This window comes from Pseudarthrobacter sp. CCNWLW207, from assembly GCF_037203945.1.
In the GTDB taxonomy this organism is placed as follows: Bacteria; Actinomycetota; Actinomycetes; order Actinomycetales; family Micrococcaceae; genus Arthrobacter.
Genome location: NZ_JBBCBS010000001.1, coordinates 657,627 through 678,384 on the forward strand (window position 1 = coordinate 657,627; position 20,758 = coordinate 678,384).

General features: G+C 64.4%; 18 protein-coding genes, 1 tRNA gene and 1 riboswitch. Of the genes, 10 read left to right on the plus strand and 9 right to left on the minus strand.

Annotation, left to right across the window (positions count from 1 at the left end):
- Positions 1–55: 55 nt before the first annotated feature.
- The 3 genes from gcvT to V9L17_RS02950 all read right to left on the minus strand — a co-directional run bounded on the left by gcvT (position 56) and on the right by V9L17_RS02950 (position 5,058).
- Complete coding sequence (gene gcvT, locus V9L17_RS02940; protein WP_337350399.1) at positions 56–1,204, minus strand: glycine cleavage system aminomethyltransferase GcvT; 1,149 nt, start codon at positions 1,202–1,204, stop codon at positions 56–58.
- Positions 1,205–1,214: 10 nt separating this feature from the next.
- Positions 1,215–4,115 (minus strand): aminomethyl-transferring glycine dehydrogenase, encoded by a 2,901-nt coding sequence (gene gcvP, locus V9L17_RS02945; protein WP_337350400.1) that lies wholly within the window; start codon positions 4,113–4,115, stop codon positions 1,215–1,217.
- A gap of 186 nt (positions 4,116–4,301) precedes the next feature.
- Positions 4,302–4,400: riboswitch (glycine riboswitch) on the minus strand.
- Between the two features lie 118 nt (positions 4,401–4,518).
- Positions 4,519–5,058: a TetR/AcrR family transcriptional regulator gene (locus V9L17_RS02950; RefSeq protein WP_337346313.1), complete on the minus strand. Its 540-nt coding sequence runs from the start codon at positions 5,056–5,058 to the stop codon at positions 4,519–4,521.
- A 69-nt stretch (positions 5,059–5,127) separates the two neighbouring features.
- Between V9L17_RS02950 and V9L17_RS02955 the strand changes: the two genes are divergently transcribed.
- Positions 5,128–6,708 carry an MFS transporter gene (locus tag V9L17_RS02955; protein ID WP_337350401.1) on the plus strand — a complete coding sequence of 527 codons (1,581 nt, stop codon included), beginning with the start codon at positions 5,128–5,130 and terminating at the stop codon, positions 6,706–6,708.
- 106 nt (positions 6,709–6,814) lie between these two features.
- Here the strand turns inward: V9L17_RS02955 and V9L17_RS02960 are convergent, their stop codons facing one another.
- Positions 6,815–7,294 (minus strand): Dps family protein, encoded by a 480-nt coding sequence (locus V9L17_RS02960; RefSeq protein WP_337346311.1) that lies wholly within the window; start codon positions 7,292–7,294, stop codon positions 6,815–6,817.
- Between the two features lie 205 nt (positions 7,295–7,499).
- On the opposite strand from V9L17_RS02960, the gene V9L17_RS02965 reads away from it, so the two are divergent.
- From V9L17_RS02965 to V9L17_RS02975, 3 genes are read left to right on the plus strand one after another with little or no spacing between them, the layout of a single operon-like run.
- On the plus strand, positions 7,500–8,549 hold the full coding sequence (locus V9L17_RS02965; RefSeq protein ID WP_337346310.1) for a nitrilase-related carbon-nitrogen hydrolase: 1,050 nt from the start codon (positions 7,500–7,502) through the stop codon (positions 8,547–8,549).
- The gene (locus V9L17_RS02970) at positions 8,546–9,571 is read left to right on the plus strand and encodes an agmatine deiminase family protein (protein ID WP_337350402.1); all 1,026 of its coding nucleotides are present in this window, start codon (positions 8,546–8,548) and stop codon (positions 9,569–9,571) included. Before V9L17_RS02965 ends, V9L17_RS02970 begins: the two co-directional genes overlap by 4 nt.
- 13 nt (positions 9,572–9,584) lie before the next feature.
- Positions 9,585–11,147, plus strand: coding sequence for an APC family permease (locus tag V9L17_RS02975; protein ID WP_337350403.1), 1,563 nt, complete (start codon positions 9,585–9,587; stop codon positions 11,145–11,147).
- 139 nt (positions 11,148–11,286) lie between these two features.
- Here the strand turns inward: V9L17_RS02975 and V9L17_RS02980 are convergent, their stop codons facing one another.
- From V9L17_RS02980 to V9L17_RS02990, 3 genes are all read right to left on the minus strand, one after another.
- Positions 11,287–11,838 carry an AMIN-like domain-containing (lipo)protein gene (locus tag V9L17_RS02980; RefSeq protein WP_337346307.1) on the minus strand — a complete coding sequence of 184 codons (552 nt, stop codon included), beginning with the start codon at positions 11,836–11,838 and terminating at the stop codon, positions 11,287–11,289.
- A 292-nt stretch (positions 11,839–12,130) separates the two neighbouring features.
- Positions 12,131–12,433, minus strand: a complete 303-nt coding sequence (locus V9L17_RS02985) for a DUF4193 domain-containing protein (protein ID WP_337346533.1) — start codon at positions 12,431–12,433, stop codon at positions 12,131–12,133.
- Between the two features lie 108 nt (positions 12,434–12,541).
- Positions 12,542–12,739: a hypothetical protein gene (locus V9L17_RS02990; protein WP_337350404.1), complete on the minus strand. Its 198-nt coding sequence runs from the start codon at positions 12,737–12,739 to the stop codon at positions 12,542–12,544.
- Positions 12,740–12,904: 165 nt separating this feature from the next.
- On the opposite strand from V9L17_RS02990, the gene V9L17_RS02995 reads away from it, so the two are divergent.
- The 3 genes from V9L17_RS02995 (at position 12,905) to V9L17_RS03005 (ending at position 15,549) form a co-directional block, all read left to right on the plus strand.
- A complete protein-coding gene (locus V9L17_RS02995; protein WP_337346305.1) occupies positions 12,905–13,252 on the plus strand; it encodes a hypothetical protein in 348 nt (115 codons plus the stop codon).
- A 141-nt stretch (positions 13,253–13,393) separates the two neighbouring features.
- Entirely contained in the window at positions 13,394–14,593 is a 1,200-nt protein-coding gene (locus tag V9L17_RS03000; RefSeq protein WP_337350405.1) for a pyridoxal phosphate-dependent aminotransferase, read from the plus strand.
- Positions 14,590–15,549, plus strand: a complete 960-nt coding sequence (locus tag V9L17_RS03005; protein WP_337350406.1) for a 2-hydroxyacid dehydrogenase — start codon at positions 14,590–14,592, stop codon at positions 15,547–15,549. Before V9L17_RS03000 ends, V9L17_RS03005 begins: the two co-directional genes overlap by 4 nt.
- A gap of 178 nt (positions 15,550–15,727) precedes the next feature.
- On the opposite strand, the gene V9L17_RS03010 is transcribed toward V9L17_RS03005, so the two are convergent.
- Positions 15,728–15,804: transfer RNA gene (locus V9L17_RS03010), tRNA-Thr, on the minus strand.
- A 152-nt stretch (positions 15,805–15,956) separates the two neighbouring features.
- On the minus strand, positions 15,957–16,844 hold the full coding sequence (locus V9L17_RS03015; RefSeq protein ID WP_337350407.1) for a DsbA family protein: 888 nt from the start codon (positions 16,842–16,844) through the stop codon (positions 15,957–15,959).
- A gap of 179 nt (positions 16,845–17,023) precedes the next feature.
- Between V9L17_RS03015 and otsA the strand changes: the two genes are divergently transcribed.
- The 3 genes from otsA (at position 17,024) to V9L17_RS03030 (ending at position 20,663) form a co-directional block, all read left to right on the plus strand.
- Complete coding sequence (gene otsA / locus V9L17_RS03020) at positions 17,024–18,526, plus strand: alpha,alpha-trehalose-phosphate synthase (UDP-forming) (RefSeq protein ID WP_337350408.1); 1,503 nt, start codon at positions 17,024–17,026, stop codon at positions 18,524–18,526.
- Entirely contained in the window at positions 18,516–19,361 is an 846-nt protein-coding gene (gene otsB / locus V9L17_RS03025; protein ID WP_337346300.1) for a trehalose-phosphatase, read from the plus strand. The genes otsA and otsB overlap by 11 nt, the downstream gene beginning before the upstream one ends.
- A 219-nt stretch (positions 19,362–19,580) precedes the next feature.
- Complete coding sequence (locus V9L17_RS03030) at positions 19,581–20,663, plus strand: ABC transporter ATP-binding protein (protein ID WP_337346299.1); 1,083 nt, start codon at positions 19,581–19,583, stop codon at positions 20,661–20,663.
- Positions 20,664–20,758 lie beyond the last annotated feature (95 nt).

Here is a 20,758-nt window from a genome sequence, read left to right on the forward strand (position 1 = left end):
TGTTATTTCCTTAGTTTGGTATTTGAAAACTGAGAGAGCGTCGGGTGGCGCGGGATTACTTTTGGCGCTTGTAGAACGGCAATGCCACGACTTCGAAGGGCTCGGTCTTGCCTCGGAGGTCGATGTCCAGGGCAGTGCCGGGCTCCATGAAAGCGACGTCGACGTAGGCCAGGGCCACCGGGTAGCCCAGGCTGGGCGAGGGCTGGCCGGAGGTGACTTCGCCAACCACGGCGCCGTCCTTGAGGACTGGGTAATGTCCGCGGCCGGCCCGGCGCCCGAGTCCCTTAAGGCCAACCAACCTGCGGCCGGTGGTGGCTCCGGCACCGGCTTCCTTCTTGGCGGCGAGCGCCGCCTTGCCCACGAAGTCGCCTTCCTTGGAAAGCGCGACGACGGGTCCCAGGCCGGCGGCGAACGGGTCGCCCTCAAGGGAGAGTTCGTTGCCGTAGAGCGGCATGCCGGCTTCGAGGCGGAGCGAGTCGCGGGAGGCGAGGCCTGCAGGCACGAGTTCCCCTTCGTCCGCGATGGCGACGATGGCCTGCCAAAGCGCGGCGGCGTCCTCGTTGGCCACGAAGATCTCGAAGCCGTCCTCGCCGGTGTAGCCGGTGCGGGCCAGCAGCAACTCCTGGCCGGCACCTGCCACCAGGAACGGGACCTCGACGGCGGCGTAGTACTTGAGCTCCGTGACCAGGTTGTGCTGGGCGGCAGGGACCAGACGTAGCAGGAGTTCCTCCGCTTTAGGTCCCTGGACGGCGATCAGGGACGTCTCGTCGGAGACGTCGTCCACCACAACGTCGAAGCCGGCAGCGCGCTCGGCCAGCGCAGCTGCCACGGTCTTGGCGTTGCCGGCGTTGGGGACCACCAGGAAGCGGTCTGTGCCGTCTTCTGCGGCAGGACGGCGGTACGTGATGAGGTCATCGATGATTCCGCCGTCCTCGTTGCAGATCAGCGAGTACTTGGCCTTACCCACGGCCATGGCGGAGATCTTGCCCACCAGCGCGTAGTCCAGGAACGCTGCGGCATCGGGGCCGGTGACCCAGACTTCGCCCATGTGGGAGAGGTCGAAGATACCTGCCGCCTTGCGGACGGCGTGGTGCTCGGCCAGTTCGGAGCTGTACTTGAGCGGCATCTGCCAGCCACCGAAGTCGGTGAAGGAGGCGCCGAGTTTCTTGTGCTCTTCGTAGAGCGCGGTGTATTTCTCAGTCATCGTGGAGTCCTTAGTTTTCAAACTCGGAAAGCGGCGGGCAGGAGCAGATCAGGTTCCGGTCGCCGGCGGCTCCGTCGATGCGGCCCACGGGCGGGAAGTACTTGTCCTGCTTGAGCGAGGCCACCGGGAACACGGCCTGTTCGCGCGGGTAGGCACGGTCCCAGTCGGTGCTGATGACGGCAGCAGCCGTGTGCGGGGAGTTGCGCAGCGGGCTGTCGTTGACGGTGAAGTCGCCGTGGGCCACCTGGTCGATTTCGGCCCGGATGGCGATCATCGCCGTGATGAAGCGGTCGATCTCGTGCAGGTCCTCGGACTCGGTGGGCTCCACCATGAGTGTCCCGGCCACGGGGAATGCCAGGGTGGGGGCGTGGAACCCGTAGTCGATCAGGCGCTTGGCCACGTCCTCGGCCGTGACGCCGGTCTTGGCGGTCAGCTCACGCAGGTCAAGGATGCACTCATGCGCCACGAGTCCGCCTTCGCCCGTGTACAGCACCGGGAAGAAGTCGTTCAGGCGGGCCGCGATGTAGTTGGCCGCGAGCAGTGCCGACTTGGTGGCCTCGGTCAGGCCAGCACCGCCCATGAGCTTCACGTAGGCCCAGGAAATCGGCAGGACACCTGCGGAGCCGAAGCGGGAGGCTGAGATCGGGACGTCGTCGCCTTCGGTCCAGGTGGCAGCGTTGCCCGGCATGAACGGTGCCAGGTGTGCTTTTGCGGCGACCGGGCCCACACCGGGTCCGCCGCCGCCGTGCGGGATGCAGAAGGTTTTGTGGAGGTTCAGGTGCGAGACGTCGCCGCCGAATTTGCCGGGCTGGGCCAGGCCCACCAGGGCGTTCAGGTTGGCACCGTCGATGTACACCTGGCCGCCTGCGGCGTGGATGGCATCGCAGACTTCGCGGACGTCGGCGTCGTAGACACCGTGCGTCGACGGGTAGGTGATCATGATGCAGGACAGTGCGTCCTTGTGGGCCTCGATCTTGGCGTAGAGGTCGGTGTGGTCGATGGTGCCGTCGGCGGCGGTGGCCACCACAACCACCTTCATGCCGGCCAGGACGGCCGAGGCCGCGTTGGTGCCGTGCGCCGAAGCTGGGATCAGGCAGATGTTGCGCTGTTCGTCCCCGCGGGAGCGGTGGTAGCCGCGGATAGCCAGCAGGCCGGCGAGCTCGCCCTGGGAACCGGCATTGGGCTGGATGGATACTTGGTCGTAGCCGGTGATCTCGGTCAGCTGGGACTCGAGGTCCGCGATCAGTTCCCGCCAGCCTTCGGTCTGGGAGTCGGGCGCGAACGGGTGGATGGAGGCGAATTCCGGCCAGGAGATCGCTTCCATCTCGGCGGTGGCGTTCAGCTTCATGGTGCAGGAGCCCAGCGGGATCATGGTGCGGTCCAGCGCGAGGTCCCGGTCCGAAAGCTTGCGGATGTAGCGCAGCAGCTGGGTCTCGGAACGGTGGGTGCTGAACACGGGGTGCTGGAGGTAGTCGGAGGAACGCTCGACGGCGGCATCCAGCTCGAACGCAGGGTCGATGCCAGCAGCCGCGTCAACAGCCTCGGCACCAAAGGCGGCCAGTACGTCATCGACGATTGCCGGCGTCGTGGTTTCATCGGTGGAGAAGCCAACAGTGTTGGCATCGATGCTGCGCAGGTTGATGCCCTTGGCTTCGGCGGCGGCGACGATCGCGGCGGCCTTGCCCGGTACCGAAACGGTGACAGTGTCGAAGAAGCTGGTGTGGAGCACGTCCAGGCCGGCGGCTTTCAGGGACGCTGCGAGGGTCTTCGCGTGGTGGTGGGCGGCCTGCGCGATCGCCTTCAGGCCGTCCGGACCGTGGTACACGGCGTACATGGAGGCCACGATGGCCAGCAGTGCCTGCGCGGTGCAGATGTTGGACGTGGCCTTCTCGCGGCGGATGTGCTGCTCACGGGTCTGCAGCGCCAGGCGGTAGGCCGGCACGTCGGCGTTGTCCTTGGAGACCCCAACGAGGCGGCCCGGCATGGAGCGCTCGAGGCCCTTCTGCACTGCCATGTAGGCGGCGTGCGGGCCGCCGTAGAACAGCGGGACACCGAAGCGCTGGGCAGAGCCGACGGCGATGTCGGCACCCTGCTCGCCGGGAGGCGTGATGAGGGTCAGTGCCAGCAGGTCCGCGGCCACGGTCACCAGGGCACCGCGGGACTTGGCGTCGGCGATCACGGCGGAGTGGTCGAAGACACGGCCGGAAACACCTGGCTGCTGCAGCACCACACCGTTGATGACGCCGTCGGGCAGGCCCTTGGAAAGGTCAGCGACCTCCACCTCGAAGCCCAGTGCCTCAGCACGCCCCTTCACGATGGCGATGGTCTGCGGCAGGCAGTCGGCGTCCAGGACGGTCTTGCCATCGCGGGCGTCCTTGTTCTTGTTGGCCCGGCGCATCATCAGCACGGCTTCAGCCACGGCGGTGGCTTCATCCAGCAGGGACGCGTTGGCGATGGGAAGGCCCACGAGGTCCTGGACCATGGTCTGGAAGTTCAGCAGCGCCTCAAGACGGCCCTGGGAGATCTCCGGCTGGTAGGGCGTGTACGCGGTGTACCAGGCCGGGCCCTCGAGGATATTGCGGCGGATCACCGGAGGCGTCACGGTGTCGTAGTAGCCCTGGCCGATCATCTGCACGGCGGTCTTGTTCTTGGCGGCGATCCTGCGCAGCTCGGCGAGCGTCTCAACCTCGCTCAACGCTGCTGAGAGTTCCAGCGCGGAGTCCTGGCGGATGTCCTTCGGAACCGCGGTGTCTACCAGCGCATCGACGGTGTCGTAGCCGACGGCCTTAAGCATGGCGTCGACGTCAGCCTCACGGCGGGCACCGATGTGCCGGTCAACAAAGGGCGCAGAGGCTGAAGTAGCGGTAGCTGGGGCGGCGGAGGCCGGATAGACGGTCACAAGGAACTCCATAATTCAGGCGGCGAGGGTACGCCACATCGATTCGGGTTCCTCCCCGCTCTGTATTGGACCTGAGAGTTTCCGTGCGGTTCCGCTGCTGCGGAACAACACTTGCACCGTCGGTGAGCAGACCGGTCCGGGTGTTCCGGAACGAACCGGGACACCTCAGGCGGACAGCCTGCTACTTTCCAGAGTTGCCTCGCCGCGGCGGTACATGGGCCTGAGAGATTCCTGGGGAGGATTTGCTCCTACGGCGCCTGCTTGTACCTACTAGCAGAACTCTCCCGCCGCAGATCAAAGGCTTATTCATTTGGGATTGAGATTTGGCCGGTGACAGCCATCACCAATTGTCCTATGCCGCAGGCTTTCGGGCAAATGGTGACCGCATCACCACCTTGGACCGGCCTGGCGCCACTCAGCCCCTCAGCCGCTCTACCGCTGCGAGGAGTTCGGCAACGTCACCCTGCCTGCCGTCTGCATTGCCGGACGGCCCGCTCTCCCACATGGCGTTGAAGTACAACCCGTCCCCCATGTACAGCACGGCCTTGGCCATCGCCTTGCCAACGTCCGCCCCGATCAACTCCAGCCACTGCTGCTGGATGGCGGCGAAACGACGGCGGGCCTCCTCGTGGGCTACCTCGGCCAGGCGGGTGGCGGCAACAAACGAACGGTCCATGGGGGTGTCCGACCAGAGTGAGGACCGGATGAAGTACGCCGCGGCACCCTCAGGCGCTGCCGCCATGGCCGTAAGGTCCTCACCGGCCAGGCGGTCCAGGCGCTCAAGGGTTGCGGTGATCAGCGTTTCCTTGTTCGGAAAGTGATACAGCAGGCCGCCCTTGGACACCCCGGCCTTTTTGGCAACTGCATCGAGGGTGGCAGCACGCTCCCCGACGTCGATGAGGAGTTCTTCAAAGGCGTCGAGGACGGCATCTCGCGCGACGGGTTTTCTGGCCATGGGTCCAATCATGCATCCTAAGGGTCCCTCATTTCTTAACTATACCGTCCAGACGGTACAGTTATTAACATGACCACGTCCGCAACCTCCCGCCAGAACACCCGCAGCACGCCACCCACCACCGCATCAATACCCGTCGGCACTTCCGGGCAGTGGCGGGACTGGCTCGCTCTGGGGCTGCTCATGTTTCCGGTACTCCTGGTCGCTGTGGACAACACGGCGCTGACGTTTGCGCTGCCTGCCATCGCGAGAAGCCTGAAGACCTCAGGCATCCAGCTGCTGTGGATTGTGGACGCCTATCCCCTCGTGCTTGCCGGGCTGCTGGTTGCCATGGGCAGCCTGGGTGACCGGATTGGACGCCGGCGGCTGCTGCTGGTCGGCAGTGTCGGTTTCGCGGCAGTCTCGGCGGCCACAGCATTCGCCCCGAGCCCCGAGTGGCTCATAGCCGGCAGGGCGGCGTTGGGATTCTTCGGGGCCATGCTGATGCCGTCCACCCTGTCCCTCATCCGCAATATCTTCCCGGACCCCAACCGGCGCCGGCTCGCCGTGGCCATCTGGGCGGCCGGCTTTTCCGGCGGCGCCGCGCTGGGGCCGATCTTCGGTGGCTGGCTGGTGGAGCAGTTCTGGTGGGGCGCCATCCTTTTGGTCGCCGTACCCATCATGCTGCCCCTCCTGGCCTTCGGTCCCGCCTTCATCCCGGAGTCCAAGGACCCACACCCCGGGCGGGTTGACGTGCCAAGCATCCTGCTTTCCCTGTTGGTCATGGTGCCGGTCGTTTATGGCATCAAAGAACTTGCCACTGAAGGCATAGGGACGCTTCCGCTGCTCGTCATAGGGTTTGGCCTTGCCATGGGATTCGCCTTTGTCCGCCGGCAACTGCGGCTGGCGAGCCCCCTCCTGGACATGTCCCTGTTCCGCAACAGGGTTTTCAGTACGGCCATCACGGCAAACGTCCTGGCGCTGTTTTCTTTCAACGGCTTTATCCTGTTCCTCGCCCAGCATCTGCAGTTACTGGAGGGCATGACGCCGTCCGCCTCCGGCGTGGCCATGATCCCGGCCCTCGTGGCAACGGTGGTGGCCGGACTGGTGGCAGTACCCCTGGTGCGGAAGGTCCGTCCGGGCTTTGTCGTGGCCGGTGGGCTGGCCCTGAGCGCAACCGGCCACGGGCTCGTGGCCTTCGGCAACCACAGCGCCGGCCCGGCCCTCCTGCTGGGAGCACTCCTCATCCTGGCACTGGGGGTGGGAACGGCCGAGACCATCTCGAACGACCTCATCCTGGGCGCTGTTCCCGCCGAGAAGTCAGGCGCCGCAGCCGCCATTTCCGAGACGGGCTACGAAGTGGGATCGCTGCTGGGAACGGCCGTCCTGGGCTCAATCCTGACTGCTTCGTACCAGCACAACCTGCTGGTACCCGCCGGTCTCGCAGCGGCCACATCGGGATCCGGCGCTCACCAGGCGGGCGAGACCCTGGCCGGCGCCATGGAGCTCGCGGGCACATTGCCCGCACCGCTCGCGGAAGCCCTCCGCGCCTCAGCGCGTGCGGCTTTCGATTCCGGGGTGCATATCACCGCGGGGATCGCGCTGGTCCTATTGGCAGGAGCTGCGGTGCTTGCCGCCGTCGTGCTTCACCGCGTTCCCAAGGCGCACTAGGCGAGCGCATTCCACGAAGCCGGCAGGGCACAGCGTCATTCGCAACAAGAAAGCGCCCGGCTCCGGAGATGGCTCCGGAGCCGGGCGCTTTACTGCGCGTTATTCGCTATTTTGCGTCCGGTGCGGTGACGCTGGCGGAGGCCTTCATGGTCTCGGCATTCACCATCCACGCATACTGTTCCAGCTTGGCGATGAATTCATGCAGCAGGTCTGCGGTGGTGGGGTCTTCCTCATCCACTTCGTCGTGAACCTTGCGCATGGTCCCAACGGCGGCCTCAAGGGCGGCGACGATCCGCTCAATGGCATCCTTGGTGTTGATGAGGCCCGCCGGGAAAGTGGCCAGGCTGGTGCTCTTGGCCACCGTGGCGCTGCGGCCGTCCGGGAGGGCATGCAGGGCCCGCATCCTTTCGGCCATGTCATCGGCGAACTGGCGCGCGGCATCGACGATTTCGTCCAGCTGCAGGTGGAGGTCCCGGAAGTTGGTGCCAACGATGTTCCAGTGGGCCTGCTTGCCCTGGATGTGCAGTTCGATCAGGTCCGCGAGAACGGCCTGGAGGTTGTTGGTCAGGGTCGGTGAAGCTTTCATGAATCCTCCTCGATTGGTCCAGTGATCCTGACCGTATCAGCCGCACTGAGCCTACGGAGCAAAATTTCTCAGTGAGCTTACTATTCCGAACGAGGCGACATAAAAGAACGGGATTCATATAAACCCCTTGCGCGAAAGCAGGATGCCGTCCATACTAAATGAACGTCATTCATTTAGTGACGGTCGTCTCACTGGAAGTAAGCACATGATTGAAATTTCCTGCCTCGACTCGCCCGATTCCTTGGCCCGGACAGCGCCGTCCGAACGCCCTGCCCTCCGGGTCGGCGTCGTGCAGCACCGCTGGCATGCGGACACTGCCGTCCTGCAGGCCGAACTCGACGAGGGCATCGGCCGTGCCGCCAGGCTCGGTGCCACTGTAGTATTCCTGCCCGAACTCACCCTTTCCCGCTACCCCGCGGACACCCGCCCGGAGAACGACGTTCCCCGGCCCGGAGCCGTACAGCCACCGGCGGACCGGCCCCGGCCCTCCGACACCGCGGAAGACCTGCTCACCGGACCCACATTCCGCTTCGCCGCGGACTCAGCCCGCCGCCACGGGGTCTCCGTCCACGCCTCGTTGTACCAGAAGGCAGACAACCCGGACGGCAGCGATGACGGGCTGGGCCTGAACACCGCCATCCTGGTTTCCCCGGAAGGTGAACTGCTGGCCCGCACGCACAAGCTGCATATCCCGGTCACCGCCGGCTACTACGAAGACAAGTTCTTCCGCCAAGGGCCCGCAGCGGCCGATGCCTACGAGGTCCACGCGCCGGCAGAACTGGGCGGCGCCCGGCTGGGCATGCCCACCTGCTGGGACGAATGGTTCCCCGAGGTAGCCCGGCTGTACTCCCTCGGCGGCGCCGAAATCGTGGTCTACCCCACCGCGATCGGCTCGGAACCGGACCACCCCGACTTCGACACCCAGCCGCTGTGGCAGCAGGTCATCGTGGGCAACGGCATCGCCAACGGGCTCTTTATGATCGCCCCCAACCGCTGGGGCAGCGAGGGGACCCTGAACTTCTACGGCTCCTCGTTCATCTCCGATCCCTATGGCCGGATTCTGGCCCAGGCCCCGCGGGACGCCTCCGCCGTTCTGGTGGCAGACCTCGACCTGGACCAGAGGCGCGACTGGCTCACCCTTTTCCCCTTCCTGGCCACCCGCCGCCCCGACACCTACGGCCGCCTCACAGACCCCGTGCGGCGTGACCTGCCGCTCGGCGGCGAAGCAGCCGTAGTCGAAGGGGTGAGCGCATGAGTTACTGGCGCATGCCCGCCGAGACCGCTCCCCAGGAGCGGCTCTGGATGGCCTTCCCCACCGGAGGGTACACGCTGGGCGACACGGAGGAAGCTGCCCACACTGCCCGGTCGACGTGGGCGGCGGTGGCCAATGCCGCCGTCGAGTTTGAACCGGTCACCATGGTGGTGGACCCCGACGACGTCGGCATCGCCGCCCGCTATCTCCACCCTGCCGTCGAGGTACTCGCGGCCCCGCTCAACGATGCGTGGATGCGGGACATCGGCCCCACCTTTGTGCTGGACCAGGACGGGCACCTTGGCGCCGTCGACTGGGTCTTTAATGGTTGGGGCGCCCAGGACTGGGCCCGTTGGGACAAGGACGCACTAGTCGCCGGCGAAATCTCCGGCCGCTCAGGCGCCCGCCACATTCTCTCCGCCCTGGTCAATGAGGGCGGTGGCATCCAGGTGGACGGCGAGGGAACCGTGCTGGTTACCGAAACAGTGCAGCTCGATCCGGGCCGTAACCCGGGACTCAGCCGTGCGGACGTCGAGGCGGAGCTCGCCCGGACCATCGGTGCAACCCACGCCATCTGGCTCCCCCGCGGACTGGCTCGGGACTCGGAGAGATTCGGCACCCGCGGCCATGTGGACATCGTGGCAGCCATCCCCTCCCCCGGCACGCTCCTGGTCCATTCCCAGCGGGACCCCCGCCATCCGGACTTCCAGGTAAGCCGGGACATCATCGAGCACCTCCGCACCACCCGGGATGCGGCCGGACGGGAATGGAACATCATCGAAGTCCCCGCCCCGGAAACTCTGTGGGATGACGAGGGCTTTGTGGACTACAGCTATATCAACCACGTCGTGGTCAACGGCGGTGTCATCGCGTGTACGTTCGCGGACCCGAACGATGACAAGGCGCTGCAGATCCTGGCCGAGGCCTACCCCGGCCGGCGTGTGGTCGGCATCGACGCCCGGGAGCTCTTCGCCCGTGGCGGCGGCATTCATTGCATCACCCAACAGCAGCCTGCTGCCTCGTAGAAAGCGCTGGACAATGACGCAAACTATCCGCAAGAGCACCCCCGCCGGCCAGCCCGTTGGGGCTGACGCGCCGGGCACTGCACACGGCATTACGGCCAAGGGCCTCAAGGGCGGCCAGCTGGGCCTGCTGGCCGTTGTGGTCCTGGGCATCTCCACCATCGCCCCGGCGTACACGCTGACCAGTGCCCTGGGCCCGACGATCAACGAGGCAGGGCTCCAGCTGCCCGTGATCTTCCTCATCGGGTTTATCCCCATGATCCTGGTGTCACTGGCCTACCGGGAGCTCAACGCCGACTCCCCGGACAGCGGCACCACGTTCACCTGGGTCACTAAAGCCTTCGGTCCGTGGGTTGGCTGGATGGGCGGCTGGGGACTGCTGGCGGCAAACATCATCGTGCTGTCCAACCTGGCCGCCGTGGCAGTGGACTTCTTCTACCTCTTCCTGTCACAGCTGACGGGCTCACCCGAGCTGGCGGACCTCGCCGCCAACAAGCCGCTGAACGTGCTGACCTGCTTCGTCTTCGTGGCCTTGGCGGTGTGGATCAGCTACCGCGGCATGCACACCACCAAGCTGGTGCAGTACGGCCTGGTGGGGTTCCAACTGCTGGTCCTGGGGTTGTTCGTGGCCATGGCCTTCGCTAACTGGTCCACCTCTGAAACAGCCATCCCGTTTAGCTGGGAATGGTTTGACGTCACCAGGATCGAGACGTTCGGCCAAATCGCGGCCGGCATCTCGCTGTCCATCTTTGTGTACTGGGGCTGGGATGTATGCCTGACCGTGAACGAGGAAACCACCAACGGCAAGAAGACGGCTGGACTGGCAGGGACCCTCACCGCCGTCATCGTCCTGGGCATCTACCTGATGATCAGCATCTCCACAATGATGTTCGCCGGGATCGGCGATACCGGCAACGGGCTCAGCAACCCCGATAACCAGGAGAATATCTTTATCGCCCTGGCTTCCCCCATCATGGGACCATTCGCCATCCTGATGTCCCTCGCCGTGCTCTCCAGTTCCGCGGCGTCGCTGCAGTCCACGTTCATGTCACCTTCACGCAGCCTGCTCGCCATGGCCCACTACGGCGCGCTTCCCAAGCCGCTCAGTCGCCTGAGCAAACGCTTCTCGACGCCGCGCACCGCCATCATTGCCGCCGGCGTCCTGTCTGCCGGCTTCTACGCGGTGATGCATGTGATCAGCGAGAACGTCCTGAACGACACCATCCTGGCGCTCGGCCTGATGATCTGCTTCTACTACGGCCTCACCGCGATCGCTTGCGCCTGGTACTTCCGGAACAGCGTTTTCAGCAGCGTCCGCAACTTCGTACTGCGGCTCCTGTGCCCGGTACTGGGCGGCGTCGGCTTGTTTGTGGTCTTCCTGCAAACGGCCGTGGACAGTTGGGCTCCGGAATTCGGCAGCGGGTCAGAGGTCTTCGGCGTGGGGCTGGTGTTTGTCCTGGGTATCGGGATCCTGGCGCTCGGTGCAGTGTTCATGGTGATCATGGCCCGCCTTCGCCCCGGGTTCTTCCGCGGTGAGACCATCCGACGCGACACCCCCGCACTGGTGGTGCCCGAGTAGGCGCCACGCACTGGCTGGCCTCCGCGGTTGCCCGACCGCGAGCGCACAGAACGGCACCCTGGCCCGGATTTCCGGAACAGGGTGCCGTTCTTGGGTTTACTGTGCTTATCTCAACGCCGGTTCGCCATTGAACCGATGGTCACCAGAAGTGCGCTACGTCCACCACAAGCCGTGATCCGGAGCCCGGTCCGTCCAGGGTAAATACCCGGAATGGGAGCCGTGCGCGGACGCCAAGGCCCATGGTTGTGTAGCCTTCAAAGCTGCCTGCCCAAGCTACCTGCCGGAAGGTCTGGTAGCCCGCCACGTTGGTCAGTTCGGCCTGGTTGGCCGGGCTGTACGTAGCGGTGCCGGTTTCGACGTCGTAGGACGGCGCGGTCACGGTGACGCTGAGGAACGCCTGCCCCCGCAGGGGAACCAGGTGTCCGGAGCCGTCCTGTGCCACGTAGTCTACGTAGCGGACGTTGTAGCCGGCCACAGGGCCGTTGAGATCAACCACCATCCGGTCGAAGCAGTAATGCTGCCCCGTCCGCACGTTGGTTACTGATGCGGCACTCATCGCTGGATTGCTCTTTTCCAGCGATCCCCAAACAAGTCCGCAATAGGACGTGGTTGCCGAGGCGGGCCCCGGAGCCAGGAAACCCAATCCGACAGCCATCAAAATGACTGCGAGCCACGTATGAATCTTTTTCATTGTGGGCCACCTTTCGAGTGATTGGATAGCTCAAGCGTAGGAGCCTCAAAAGCCCTTAAGAAGGGTTGTATCCGCTTCGGCACGGAACCGTTAAAAGCGCCGGATTCCGGTCACGCGGGCGTAATCATGGGGGCTCTGCGGGGGCAAAAGAAACCCTATTAACACCGTTTCTGGACACTAGCGTTATGCATCATAACGACGCCGGCACGCGGCTTTGCGAGGTTCCGAGCCGGAGGGCAGAAAGGCGCCGTCCACAAGCGTGGACGGCGCCTTTCACATGGGCGTGGGGCAGCTAGCCTTCGCAGTCCCGGCAGTACTTCATACCGTTCTTTTCGCGGGCGACCTGGGATCGGTGGCGGACCAGGAAGCAGGACGAGCAGGTGAATTCATCAGACTGTTCGGGAACAACAATGACGGTCAGCTCTTCGTTGGAGAGATCGGCTCCCGGAAGGTCGATGCCTTCGGCGGTGTCGTTCTCGTCGACGTCGATAACCGCGGTCTGGGCGGCACCTGAACGGGAGGCCTGGAGGGCTTCCAGCGACTCGGCGGGAGACTCTTCTTCTTGCTTACGTGGAGCGTCGTAATCGGTAGCCATAGCGGGTTCACTTTCGTTGCTGCGCAGCGCCATTTCAGGCACCTCAGTGAAGCAGTTTAGGTCATTATGCCGCGACTTGGAGAATAGTGTGCCGAACCAGACATATTGCTACCGTTTGTTGGATTTCGAAGCCTCAGCAGCGTGCGCGGCCCTGGCGTGGTCGCTTGCAACAGCGATGCCGCTAAGTGCCGGGAGCCAGCCCCAGCGAGTGGCGTCAGCCATCGCATCTGCCGCTTGGTCAACCGAATCGCAGAGGAACACATCGGCGAGCCATGAACTGGCGGAAGCAAGCAACGGAGGAGTCATGAACCGAACGTACGGGCTGAATGTTGTGGGCTCATTTCGTAGCCGTCTCGCGTCTGTTAAGCCCTGACGCCTTTGTGTAGCGGCCTGGGTTGTGGCGGCCCGCGCTAGTCAGTCCTACGCTGAAAAATGCAAGCATTCTCCCTTGCGAACCCAGGAGGCACCACCATGGCAGTCAAACTCAACCGCAAAGCCCTGACGCATGCCCGTGAACTCGTCAGGGACGGGAAGGTGGAACGCGATGTCCGCGATGACTGGAGTGAGCACGCGCCGTCGGCCGACGACGAAAACGCCTTTATCGACAAGCATGGCTTTGACGACTTCGCCCAATGGCACCTGGGACGCGACGACGAAAAGTCGGACGAAACCAAAGGCAGCTTGAGCTTTCCGTTCGGCGATTTCAAGAAGGTGCACCGCTGCGCCGTGATCTCGCTGGAGAGCCGGGCCGCCCAATACGGGCATGACGACATCAAGGACGCCGCAAAGAAGCTTCTGGAGCTGATCGATTCGGAGTAACCGTTTCAGCCCGGGGGCGTCCTTGGGCTGTTCGACTGTTCTTTGGATATATCCCGGATATCACATCTCGTGGTCTGATATATTAGTCATGACTTGAATCCGCAGAGGATCGATCGTCAACTCGATGAGGAGTGGAACAGTATGCAGCAACTTGCGCACCGGCTCGAACGCCTGGGCACCGAAACCGCCTTCAGCGTCGCCCAAGCCGCGGCAACCTGGAAGGCGAAGGGGAACCTCGTGTACCCCTTCCATCTCGGCGATATCAACATTCCGACAGCCCCGCACATCGTCGAAGCGATGAATCGGGCCATTGCCGACGGCTACACGGGCTATTGTCCCGGCCCCGGCATCCCGCAGCTGCGCGAGGCCCTCGCCGACGATCTCGGAGCCCGGCGAGGCATCACATTCTCCCCCGACAACGTCGTCGTGATGACCGGCGGCAAGCCCGTCATCACCAAGTTCCTGCAGGCTGTGATGAACCCCGGCCAGGAAGTGCTCTATCCCAACCCGGGCTTCCCGATCTACGAGTCCCAGATCGAGTACCTTGGTGGCACGGCCGTACCGTACCGCTACTTGCCCACGAGCCAGGGCTTCGCGATCGACCTCGACCAGGTGCGGGCATCTATCACCCCGAATACTGTCGCAATCATCTACAACGACCTTCAGAACCCAATCTCCGCCGAGTCGACGGCGGCTGAGCGTGAGGCAATCGCACAGCTCGCGCAGGAGCACGACCTCTGGGTGCTCTCCGATGAGGCGTACTTCGAGACGCGCTATGAGGGTGTCTCAAGCTCGATCGCATCGCTTCCCGGCATGGCGGAGCGCACCGTGATCCTCTACACGTTCAGCAAGAAGTTCGCCATGACCGGGTCCCGCCTGGGGTGCGCCGTCGCCCCGATCGAGATCGCCAGGATTCTCAGCACACTCAATACCAACGATGAGTCGTGCACCACGCACTACGTGCAATGGGCAGGCATCGAAGCGCTCCGTGGCACCCAGGAACCCGTTCAGCAGATGCTCGACATCCTGCGCGAGCGCCGGGATGCCGCATGCGAACTCGTGAACGACATCTCCGGCGTTCACGTCGCCGTGCCGCAGTCGACGTTCTACCTTTTCCCCGACGTCACTGATGCTATGGAATGCATGGGTTACACGGCAGTCGGCGATTTCGCCTCGGCAGCCCTGCAGGAAACCGGCGTCTCATTCTGCACCCGCGAGCACTTCGGGCGCCGCCAACCAGGCGAGGACCGGCAGTACATCCGGCTCGCCTACTCGGGCATCGACGTCGCTGATATCCGCGATGGCCTCGGCCGCCTGCGCAAGTGGATCGAGACGGCATGAGCCGGGTCGTCGTCACGGGACGGGTACCCGAAACCGCACTCGAGAAGCTCCGCGCCGAGCATGAAGTCGATGCCTGGCCGGGTCCGGAGTCGATTGGCCGCGAGGAGCTGCTGCGCCGGGTAGCCGGGGCCGACGCCGTGGTAAGCCTGCTCACCGAACGCATCGACGCCGAACTGCTCGACGCCGCCGGCCCGCAGCTCAAAGTGGTCGCGAACGTCGCCGTCGGCTATGACAACATCGACGTGCCGGCCTGCACCGAACGGGGCATCGTCGCCACCAACACACCCGGCGTGCTCACGGAGGCCACCGCCGACATCGCGCTCGGCCTCATCCTCTCTGCGACCCGCCGTCTCGGCGAGGGGGAACGGCTCATCCGCTCCGGCCAGGAGTGGAAGTGGGGCATGTTCTTCCTGCTCGGCAGCAGCCTGCAGGGCAAGACCCTTGGCATCGTCGGCATGGGCGGCATCGGCCAGGCGACCGCACGCCGGGCAAGGGCCTTCGGCATGGACATCGTCTACCAGTCACGCAGTGAAATCGACCCCACGGTCGCAACCGAACTGGACGCCCGGAGGGTCGAGCTCGACGAGCTGCTGGCCATCTCCGACGTCGTCTCGCTGCACTGCCCCTACGGGCCTGCCACGCACCATCTGATCGGCGCGGAACAACTCGCCGCGATGAAGGCCTCGGCGTACCTCGTCAACACCGCGCGCGGACCGATCGTTGACGAAGCGGCGCTCGCATCGGCGCTTCGCGAGGGGCAGATTGCGGGCGCGGGGCTCGACGTTTTTGAGAAGGAGCCCAGCGTGCACCCCGGATTGCTGGAGCTCGAGAACGTGGTGCTCGTGCCGCACCTCGGCTCCGCCACTGTCGAGACGCGCACCGCCATGGCGATGCTCGCAGCAGAGAACGTGCTCGCCGTGCTCAACGACGAACGACCGCCCGCACCGCTAAATTAGCGGAAGTCGGGCGCTCGCGTGCCAGCCGAGTGAATAAAGTACGAGCCCCGTCCGGAAGGACGGGGCTCGTACTCGTTCCTGGTCGGGACTCGCCAGTCCCTCTCCAATGTGTGGTGCCCAATTTCGCGACATAAAAACCCCTCTGTTCGGGACGAAATCGCCGGAACGGAGGCGTTACTGGAGCCTCCTGTCGGATTCGAACCGACGACCCCCGCTTTACAAGAGCGGTGCTCTGGCCAACTGAGCTAAGGAGGCCTGCCCTCGCGGGCTGCGCCTGAACGGCGCTAGATAAGGTTAGCCCAAGTCCGCCCGCTGGTAAAAACGCTGGAACCGGACAAGGGTCAATGGAAAAGCCCGGCCCCGGAAGCATCCCGGGACCGGGCCTCGGTCATACAGCCTTGGGTGGGTTATGCCTTCGCGTCGATGGCAGCCTGCAGGAAGTCGGGGAACTGGGTCTGGGCGCTTTCTCCCTTGCCCCACTGCTTGCCGTCTACGAATACCGTGGGCGTACCGGTAACGCCGATGGCCGCAGCTTCCTTGGTGGTGAACTTAACGTACGGCCGGTAGGTCTTGTCATTGACGCAACTGTCGATGTTGACACCCATATCAGAGGCCATGGACTTGAGCTTGTCATCGGAGAGTCCAGCGCCGCCTTCGGCAGGCTGGTTAGCGAACAGGGCGTCCACAAACTCCGCGTACTTCTCGGGAGACTGGTTGACTACGCACGCAGCGGCGTTGGCTGCCCGCGAGGAGTAGTTCGTGGTGGACCGGTTGTCCAGGAAGCCGAGCGCGCGGTATTCCACCGTAATCTTGCCTTCGTTGCGCAGGGCAGTCAGCTGCTCGTTGTACTGGGCTTCGAAGTTCTTGCAGACGGGGCAGATGAAGTCGACATAGAGGACAACCTTCACCGGCTTGCCGGCCTCAGCCTCGGCACCGGGGGCGATCACTTCCGCCGGAGCCGTTTCCGGAGGGCTCCCTACAGATGCAGCATCCACAGTGGACGCATCCAGCTTGGCCACTTCGGTGTTGGCCAGCAACGTGATGCCGCCGTGCACGTTGCCATTTGCCGGCGTCGGTCCTTGGTCGGCGATCGGGGCGTTTTGCCGCATGGTGGTGGTTACCACCAGTGCCACTACCGCCAGGATGGCAACCACTGCCACCACAATGCCCCAGCCGATCAGCAGCTTGTTTCGCTTGTCCTTCTTAAGCTGCGCCTCACGGATCAGGCGCGCCTTCTCGCGCGCCTCCGCGGTTCGCTCAGCCTTGGACTTACGTACTTCATTTGCGGGGCTCATGTGTTCCTTGGGTCGATCGACGTGGGGGGACCACTCAGTGGCAACTCCATCATTTTAGGGGAGAAACCTGAGAGCTTGCGCTTTCAACTATTCCTCCCCTTGACCAACGGACGAATAGCACGGAAGATTCCGCCCCGTTAGGGTGGGTTTAGAGGCACAAGCAACCCCAGGGGGCCGCAATGCAAACACCTGTCCAGGAAAAACCTATCGCCGCGACTGACTCCGGCCCCGCCGGAGACGTCCATGGCGAGAGCACAAAATACGATTTCATGGTGGTGTCCAACAGGCTGCCAGTAGACCGTTGCAATGCCGGCGAGAGCGGCGACGACGGCTCCGGATGGAGGCGCTCGCCCGGCGGTCTGGTAACTGCCCTGGCCCCGATGATGACAAAGACCGACGGCGCGTGGGTGGGTTGGCATGGCGCCCCGGATGAAACGGTCAAACCGTTCAGCCACGGCGGGATGGATCTCGTCCCGGTCCAGCTCAGCACCGACGACGTCGAGCTGTATTACGAAGGCTTCTCCAATGCCACCCTGTGGCCCCTGTACCACGACGTGATCGCACCCCCGGAGTTCCACCGGACCTGGTGGGACGCCTACCGCAGGGTCAACAGAAGGTTCGCGGACGCCGTCGTACGCCATGCCGACCACGGCGCCACCGTGTGGATCCAGGACTACCAGCTGCAGCTGGTTCCCCGGATGCTGCGCGAAGCGCGGCCCGACCTTCGGATCGGGTTCTTCAACCACATCCCGTTCCCGCCCCCGGAGATCTTCGCCCAGCTGCCGTGGCGGCAGGCCATCATCGACGGCCTCATGGGTGCGGACCTGGTCGGATTCCAGCGCCCCAGTGATGCCGGCAACTTCATGCGCTCCGCGCGGCGGTTCCTGGGCGCCAGCGTCAAGCAGCAGCAGGTGCACGTGAAGGGCCACGACGGCGAAATCACGCACATCGCCCGGGCCCAGGCCTTCCCCATCTCCATCGACGTTGCGCAGATCACCGAACTGGCCAACAAACCGGAGATCATCGAGCGCGCCCGCCAGATTCGCCAGGACCTGGGCAACCCCAAAACCATCCTCCTGGGCGTGGACCGGCTGGACTACACCAAGGGCATCCGCCACCGGCTCAAGGCCTTCGAAGAGCTCCTGAACGAAGGAAAGCTGACCGTCGGAGACGCCACCCTTATCCAGGTGGCCAGCCCCAGCCGGGAGCGGGTGGAGCAGTACCGGCTCCTGCGCGAGGAGATCGAGGGCACCGTGGGCCACATCAACGGAACCTACGACACCATCCAGAACACAGCCGTGCGCTACCTGCACCACAGCTACCCGGTGGAGGAAATGGTGGCGCTCTACCTTGCCGCCGACGTCATGCTGGTCACTGCCCTGCGGGACGGCATGAACCTCGTGGCCAAGGAATACGTGACTGCCCGCACGCAGAACGACGGCGCCCTGGTCCTCAGCGAGTTCGCCGGCGCGGCGGACCAGCTGAAGCAGGCGCTCCTGATGAATCCGCACGACATCGACGGCCTGAAGGACACCATCATGCGGGCCGTTAACATGTCACCCAAGGACTCCGCCCGCCGGATGCGGTCCATGCGCAAGCAGATCCTGGAACACGATGTGGACCACTGGTCCGCGGACTTCCTCCAGGCGCTCAACGAAAAGGTGGTCCGAGATGACTCGTGATGCCCGCCCCGCCAAGGGCCCACTGACGCTCTCCCCGGAACTTCGCGACGCCCTCCGGCGCATCGCGCAGACCGAACACTTGCTGGTGGCCATGGACTTTGACGGCACCATCTCGCCGATTGTGGACCACGCCGGCGACGCCCGCCCGCTTCCGCGCTCCGCCGCGGCGTTTGCCGGGCTCGCCGCCCTGCCGCGTACGACGACGGCACTCATCTCCGGGCGCGCCCTCGCCAGCCTGCGCGCGGTTGCTTCTCCCCCGGTGGACACCCTCCTGATCGGCAGCCACGGCGCCGAAGCCTGGCTTGGCCCCGGTTCCACGGAGCTGACCCTGGACGAGGACCAGCGCGCGCTGCTCGCGGAAGTGCGTGGCATCCTGGAGGAGATCGTGGAACAGGCACCCGGCACCCTCCTTGAGGACAAACCTGCCGGCGTTGTCCTCCACACCCGGCTGGCCACCCCGGATGTTGCGGAGGACGCAGTGTCGGCCGCGCGTGCCGTACTGCAGGACCGCCACGGCGTGTTCCTCAAGACCGGGAAGCAGGTGCTGGAAACCTCCGTCGTTAATGCCTCCAAGGGTGAGGGCGTGACCTTCCTGCGTCAGATCACCGGGGCTACTGCCGTCCTGTTCGCGGGAGATGACACCACGGACGAGGACGCCCTGGCCCGGCTGGAATCAGGCGACGTTGGCGTGAAAGTCGGGCTGGACTTCACGCAGGCACAGTTCAGGGTGGAAGCCCCCGTGCACGTCGCGGAACTGCTGGAAACCCTGTTGCAGGAGCGCAGCCTGGCGGTGGCTGAAGAGGAACCCGAGAACTTCAGTGGACGCGGCCAGTAGCGAACCTCACGTGTGACGTCCGTAACATTTAGTCCAATTCGGGTTTGATCTGACATACTCTTGCTTGTGATGTGGCGCACAAGAACCGTGCGGCGTCACTCGATACTCCTCGGCCTCGGCCGGGGAGTACGCGGCTGAAAACCGTGAACAACTGAACAAACATGAACCATTCACAACGGATCGTCCGGCACGTACCTGCCGGTGAAGGGATTGATAACTGTGGCTACAGTTACTTTTGATAACGCTACGCGTCTGTACCCGGGCACAGAAAAGCCCGCCGTCGATAAGCTCAACATCGACATCGCCGATGGCGAATTCCTGGTCCTCGTTGGACCCTCCGGTTGCGGTAAGTCCACCTCCCTGCGCATGCTCGCAGGCCTTGAGGACGTCAACGCCGGCCGTATCCTCATTGGCGACCGCGATGTCACCGACGTTCCGCCGAAGGACCGCGACATCGCCATGGTTTTCCAGAACTACGCGCTGTACCCGCACATGACGGTTGCAGACAACATGGGCTTCGCGCTGAAGATTGCCGGCGTCAGCAAGGAAGAGCGCGCCGAGCGTGTCCGCGAAGCAGCAAAGCTTCTTGACCTCGAGCCGTACCTGGACCGCAAGCCGAAGGCACTCTCCGGCGGTCAGCGCCAGCGTGTTGCCATGGGCCGCGCCATTGTGCGTAACCCGCAGGTCTTCCTCATGGATGAGCCGCTTTCCAACCTGGACGCCAAGCTCCGTGTCCAGACCCGTACGCAGATCGCGTCCCTGACCCGCCGCCTGGGCGTCACCACCGTCTACGTGACCCACGACCAGGTCGAAGCCATGACCATGGGTGACCGCGTGGCTGTGCTGAAGGACGGCCTGCTCATGCAGGTTGACACCCCGCGCAACCTTTACGACAAGCCCAAGAACGTCTTCGTTGCCGGCTTCATCGGCTCCCCCGCGATGAACCTGCTGGAACTGCCCGTCGTCGACGGCGGCGTCCAGTTCGGCGGAACGGTTTACCCCGTGCCGCGCGATGTCCTCGAAGAAGCCCACGGCAGCACCGTCACGCTGGGCTCCCGCCCGGAAGACCTTGAGACCGCACCGCAGGGTGAAGGCCTCAAGGTCGAGGTTGACGTTGTTGAAGAGCTCGGTGCCGACGCTTACGTCTATGGCCACACCACGCTCGACGGCAAGGACCACGACATCGTGGCACGCGTCGACGGTCGCCGTCCTCCGATGAAGGGCGAGGCCATCTACGTTCGTCCGCAGTCCGGCCACGTGCACCTGTTCGACACCAAGACCGGCCTGCGCCTGGGCGACTAATCCCCACCGGCACCCTAGCCTCGCTTCGCTTCGGCCAGGGAACCCTGCCTGCGTGGGCACATCCACCAGCGCGCTAACCAACCGACGGCGGCCCT

Excerpts from the sequence above, each read along its gene's own strand:
- gcvT (WP_337350399.1), bottom strand. The coding sequence starts at position 1,204 with ATGACTGAGAAATACACCGCGCTCTACGAAGAGCACAAGAAACTCGGC.
- gcvP (WP_337350400.1), bottom strand. The coding sequence starts at position 4,115 with ATGGAGTTCCTTGTGACCGTCTATCCGGCCTCCGCCGCCCCAGCTACC.
- V9L17_RS02950 (WP_337346313.1), bottom strand. The coding sequence starts at position 5,058 with ATGGCCAGAAAACCCGTCGCGCGAGATGCCGTCCTCGACGCCTTTGAA.
- V9L17_RS02955 (WP_337350401.1), top strand. The coding sequence starts at position 5,128 with ATGACCACGTCCGCAACCTCCCGCCAGAACACCCGCAGCACGCCACCC.
- V9L17_RS02960 (WP_337346311.1), bottom strand. The coding sequence starts at position 7,294 with ATGAAAGCTTCACCGACCCTGACCAACAACCTCCAGGCCGTTCTCGCG.
- V9L17_RS02965 (WP_337346310.1), top strand. The coding sequence starts at position 7,500 with ATGATTGAAATTTCCTGCCTCGACTCGCCCGATTCCTTGGCCCGGACA.
- V9L17_RS02970 (WP_337350402.1), top strand. The coding sequence starts at position 8,546 with ATGAGTTACTGGCGCATGCCCGCCGAGACCGCTCCCCAGGAGCGGCTC.
- V9L17_RS02975 (WP_337350403.1), top strand. The coding sequence starts at position 9,585 with ATGACGCAAACTATCCGCAAGAGCACCCCCGCCGGCCAGCCCGTTGGG.
- V9L17_RS02980 (WP_337346307.1), bottom strand. The coding sequence starts at position 11,838 with ATGAAAAAGATTCATACGTGGCTCGCAGTCATTTTGATGGCTGTCGGA.
- V9L17_RS02985 (WP_337346533.1), bottom strand. The coding sequence starts at position 12,433 with ATGGCTACCGATTACGACGCTCCACGTAAGCAAGAAGAAGAGTCTCCC.
- V9L17_RS02990 (WP_337350404.1), bottom strand. The coding sequence starts at position 12,739 with ATGACTCCTCCGTTGCTTGCTTCCGCCAGTTCATGGCTCGCCGATGTG.
- V9L17_RS02995 (WP_337346305.1), top strand. The coding sequence starts at position 12,905 with ATGGCAGTCAAACTCAACCGCAAAGCCCTGACGCATGCCCGTGAACTC.
- V9L17_RS03000 (WP_337350405.1), top strand. The coding sequence starts at position 13,394 with ATGCAGCAACTTGCGCACCGGCTCGAACGCCTGGGCACCGAAACCGCC.
- V9L17_RS03005 (WP_337350406.1), top strand. The coding sequence starts at position 14,590 with ATGAGCCGGGTCGTCGTCACGGGACGGGTACCCGAAACCGCACTCGAG.
- V9L17_RS03015 (WP_337350407.1), bottom strand. The coding sequence starts at position 16,844 with ATGAGCCCCGCAAATGAAGTACGTAAGTCCAAGGCTGAGCGAACCGCG.
- otsA (WP_337350408.1), top strand. The coding sequence starts at position 17,024 with ATGCAAACACCTGTCCAGGAAAAACCTATCGCCGCGACTGACTCCGGC.
- otsB (WP_337346300.1), top strand. The coding sequence starts at position 18,516 with ATGACTCGTGATGCCCGCCCCGCCAAGGGCCCACTGACGCTCTCCCCG.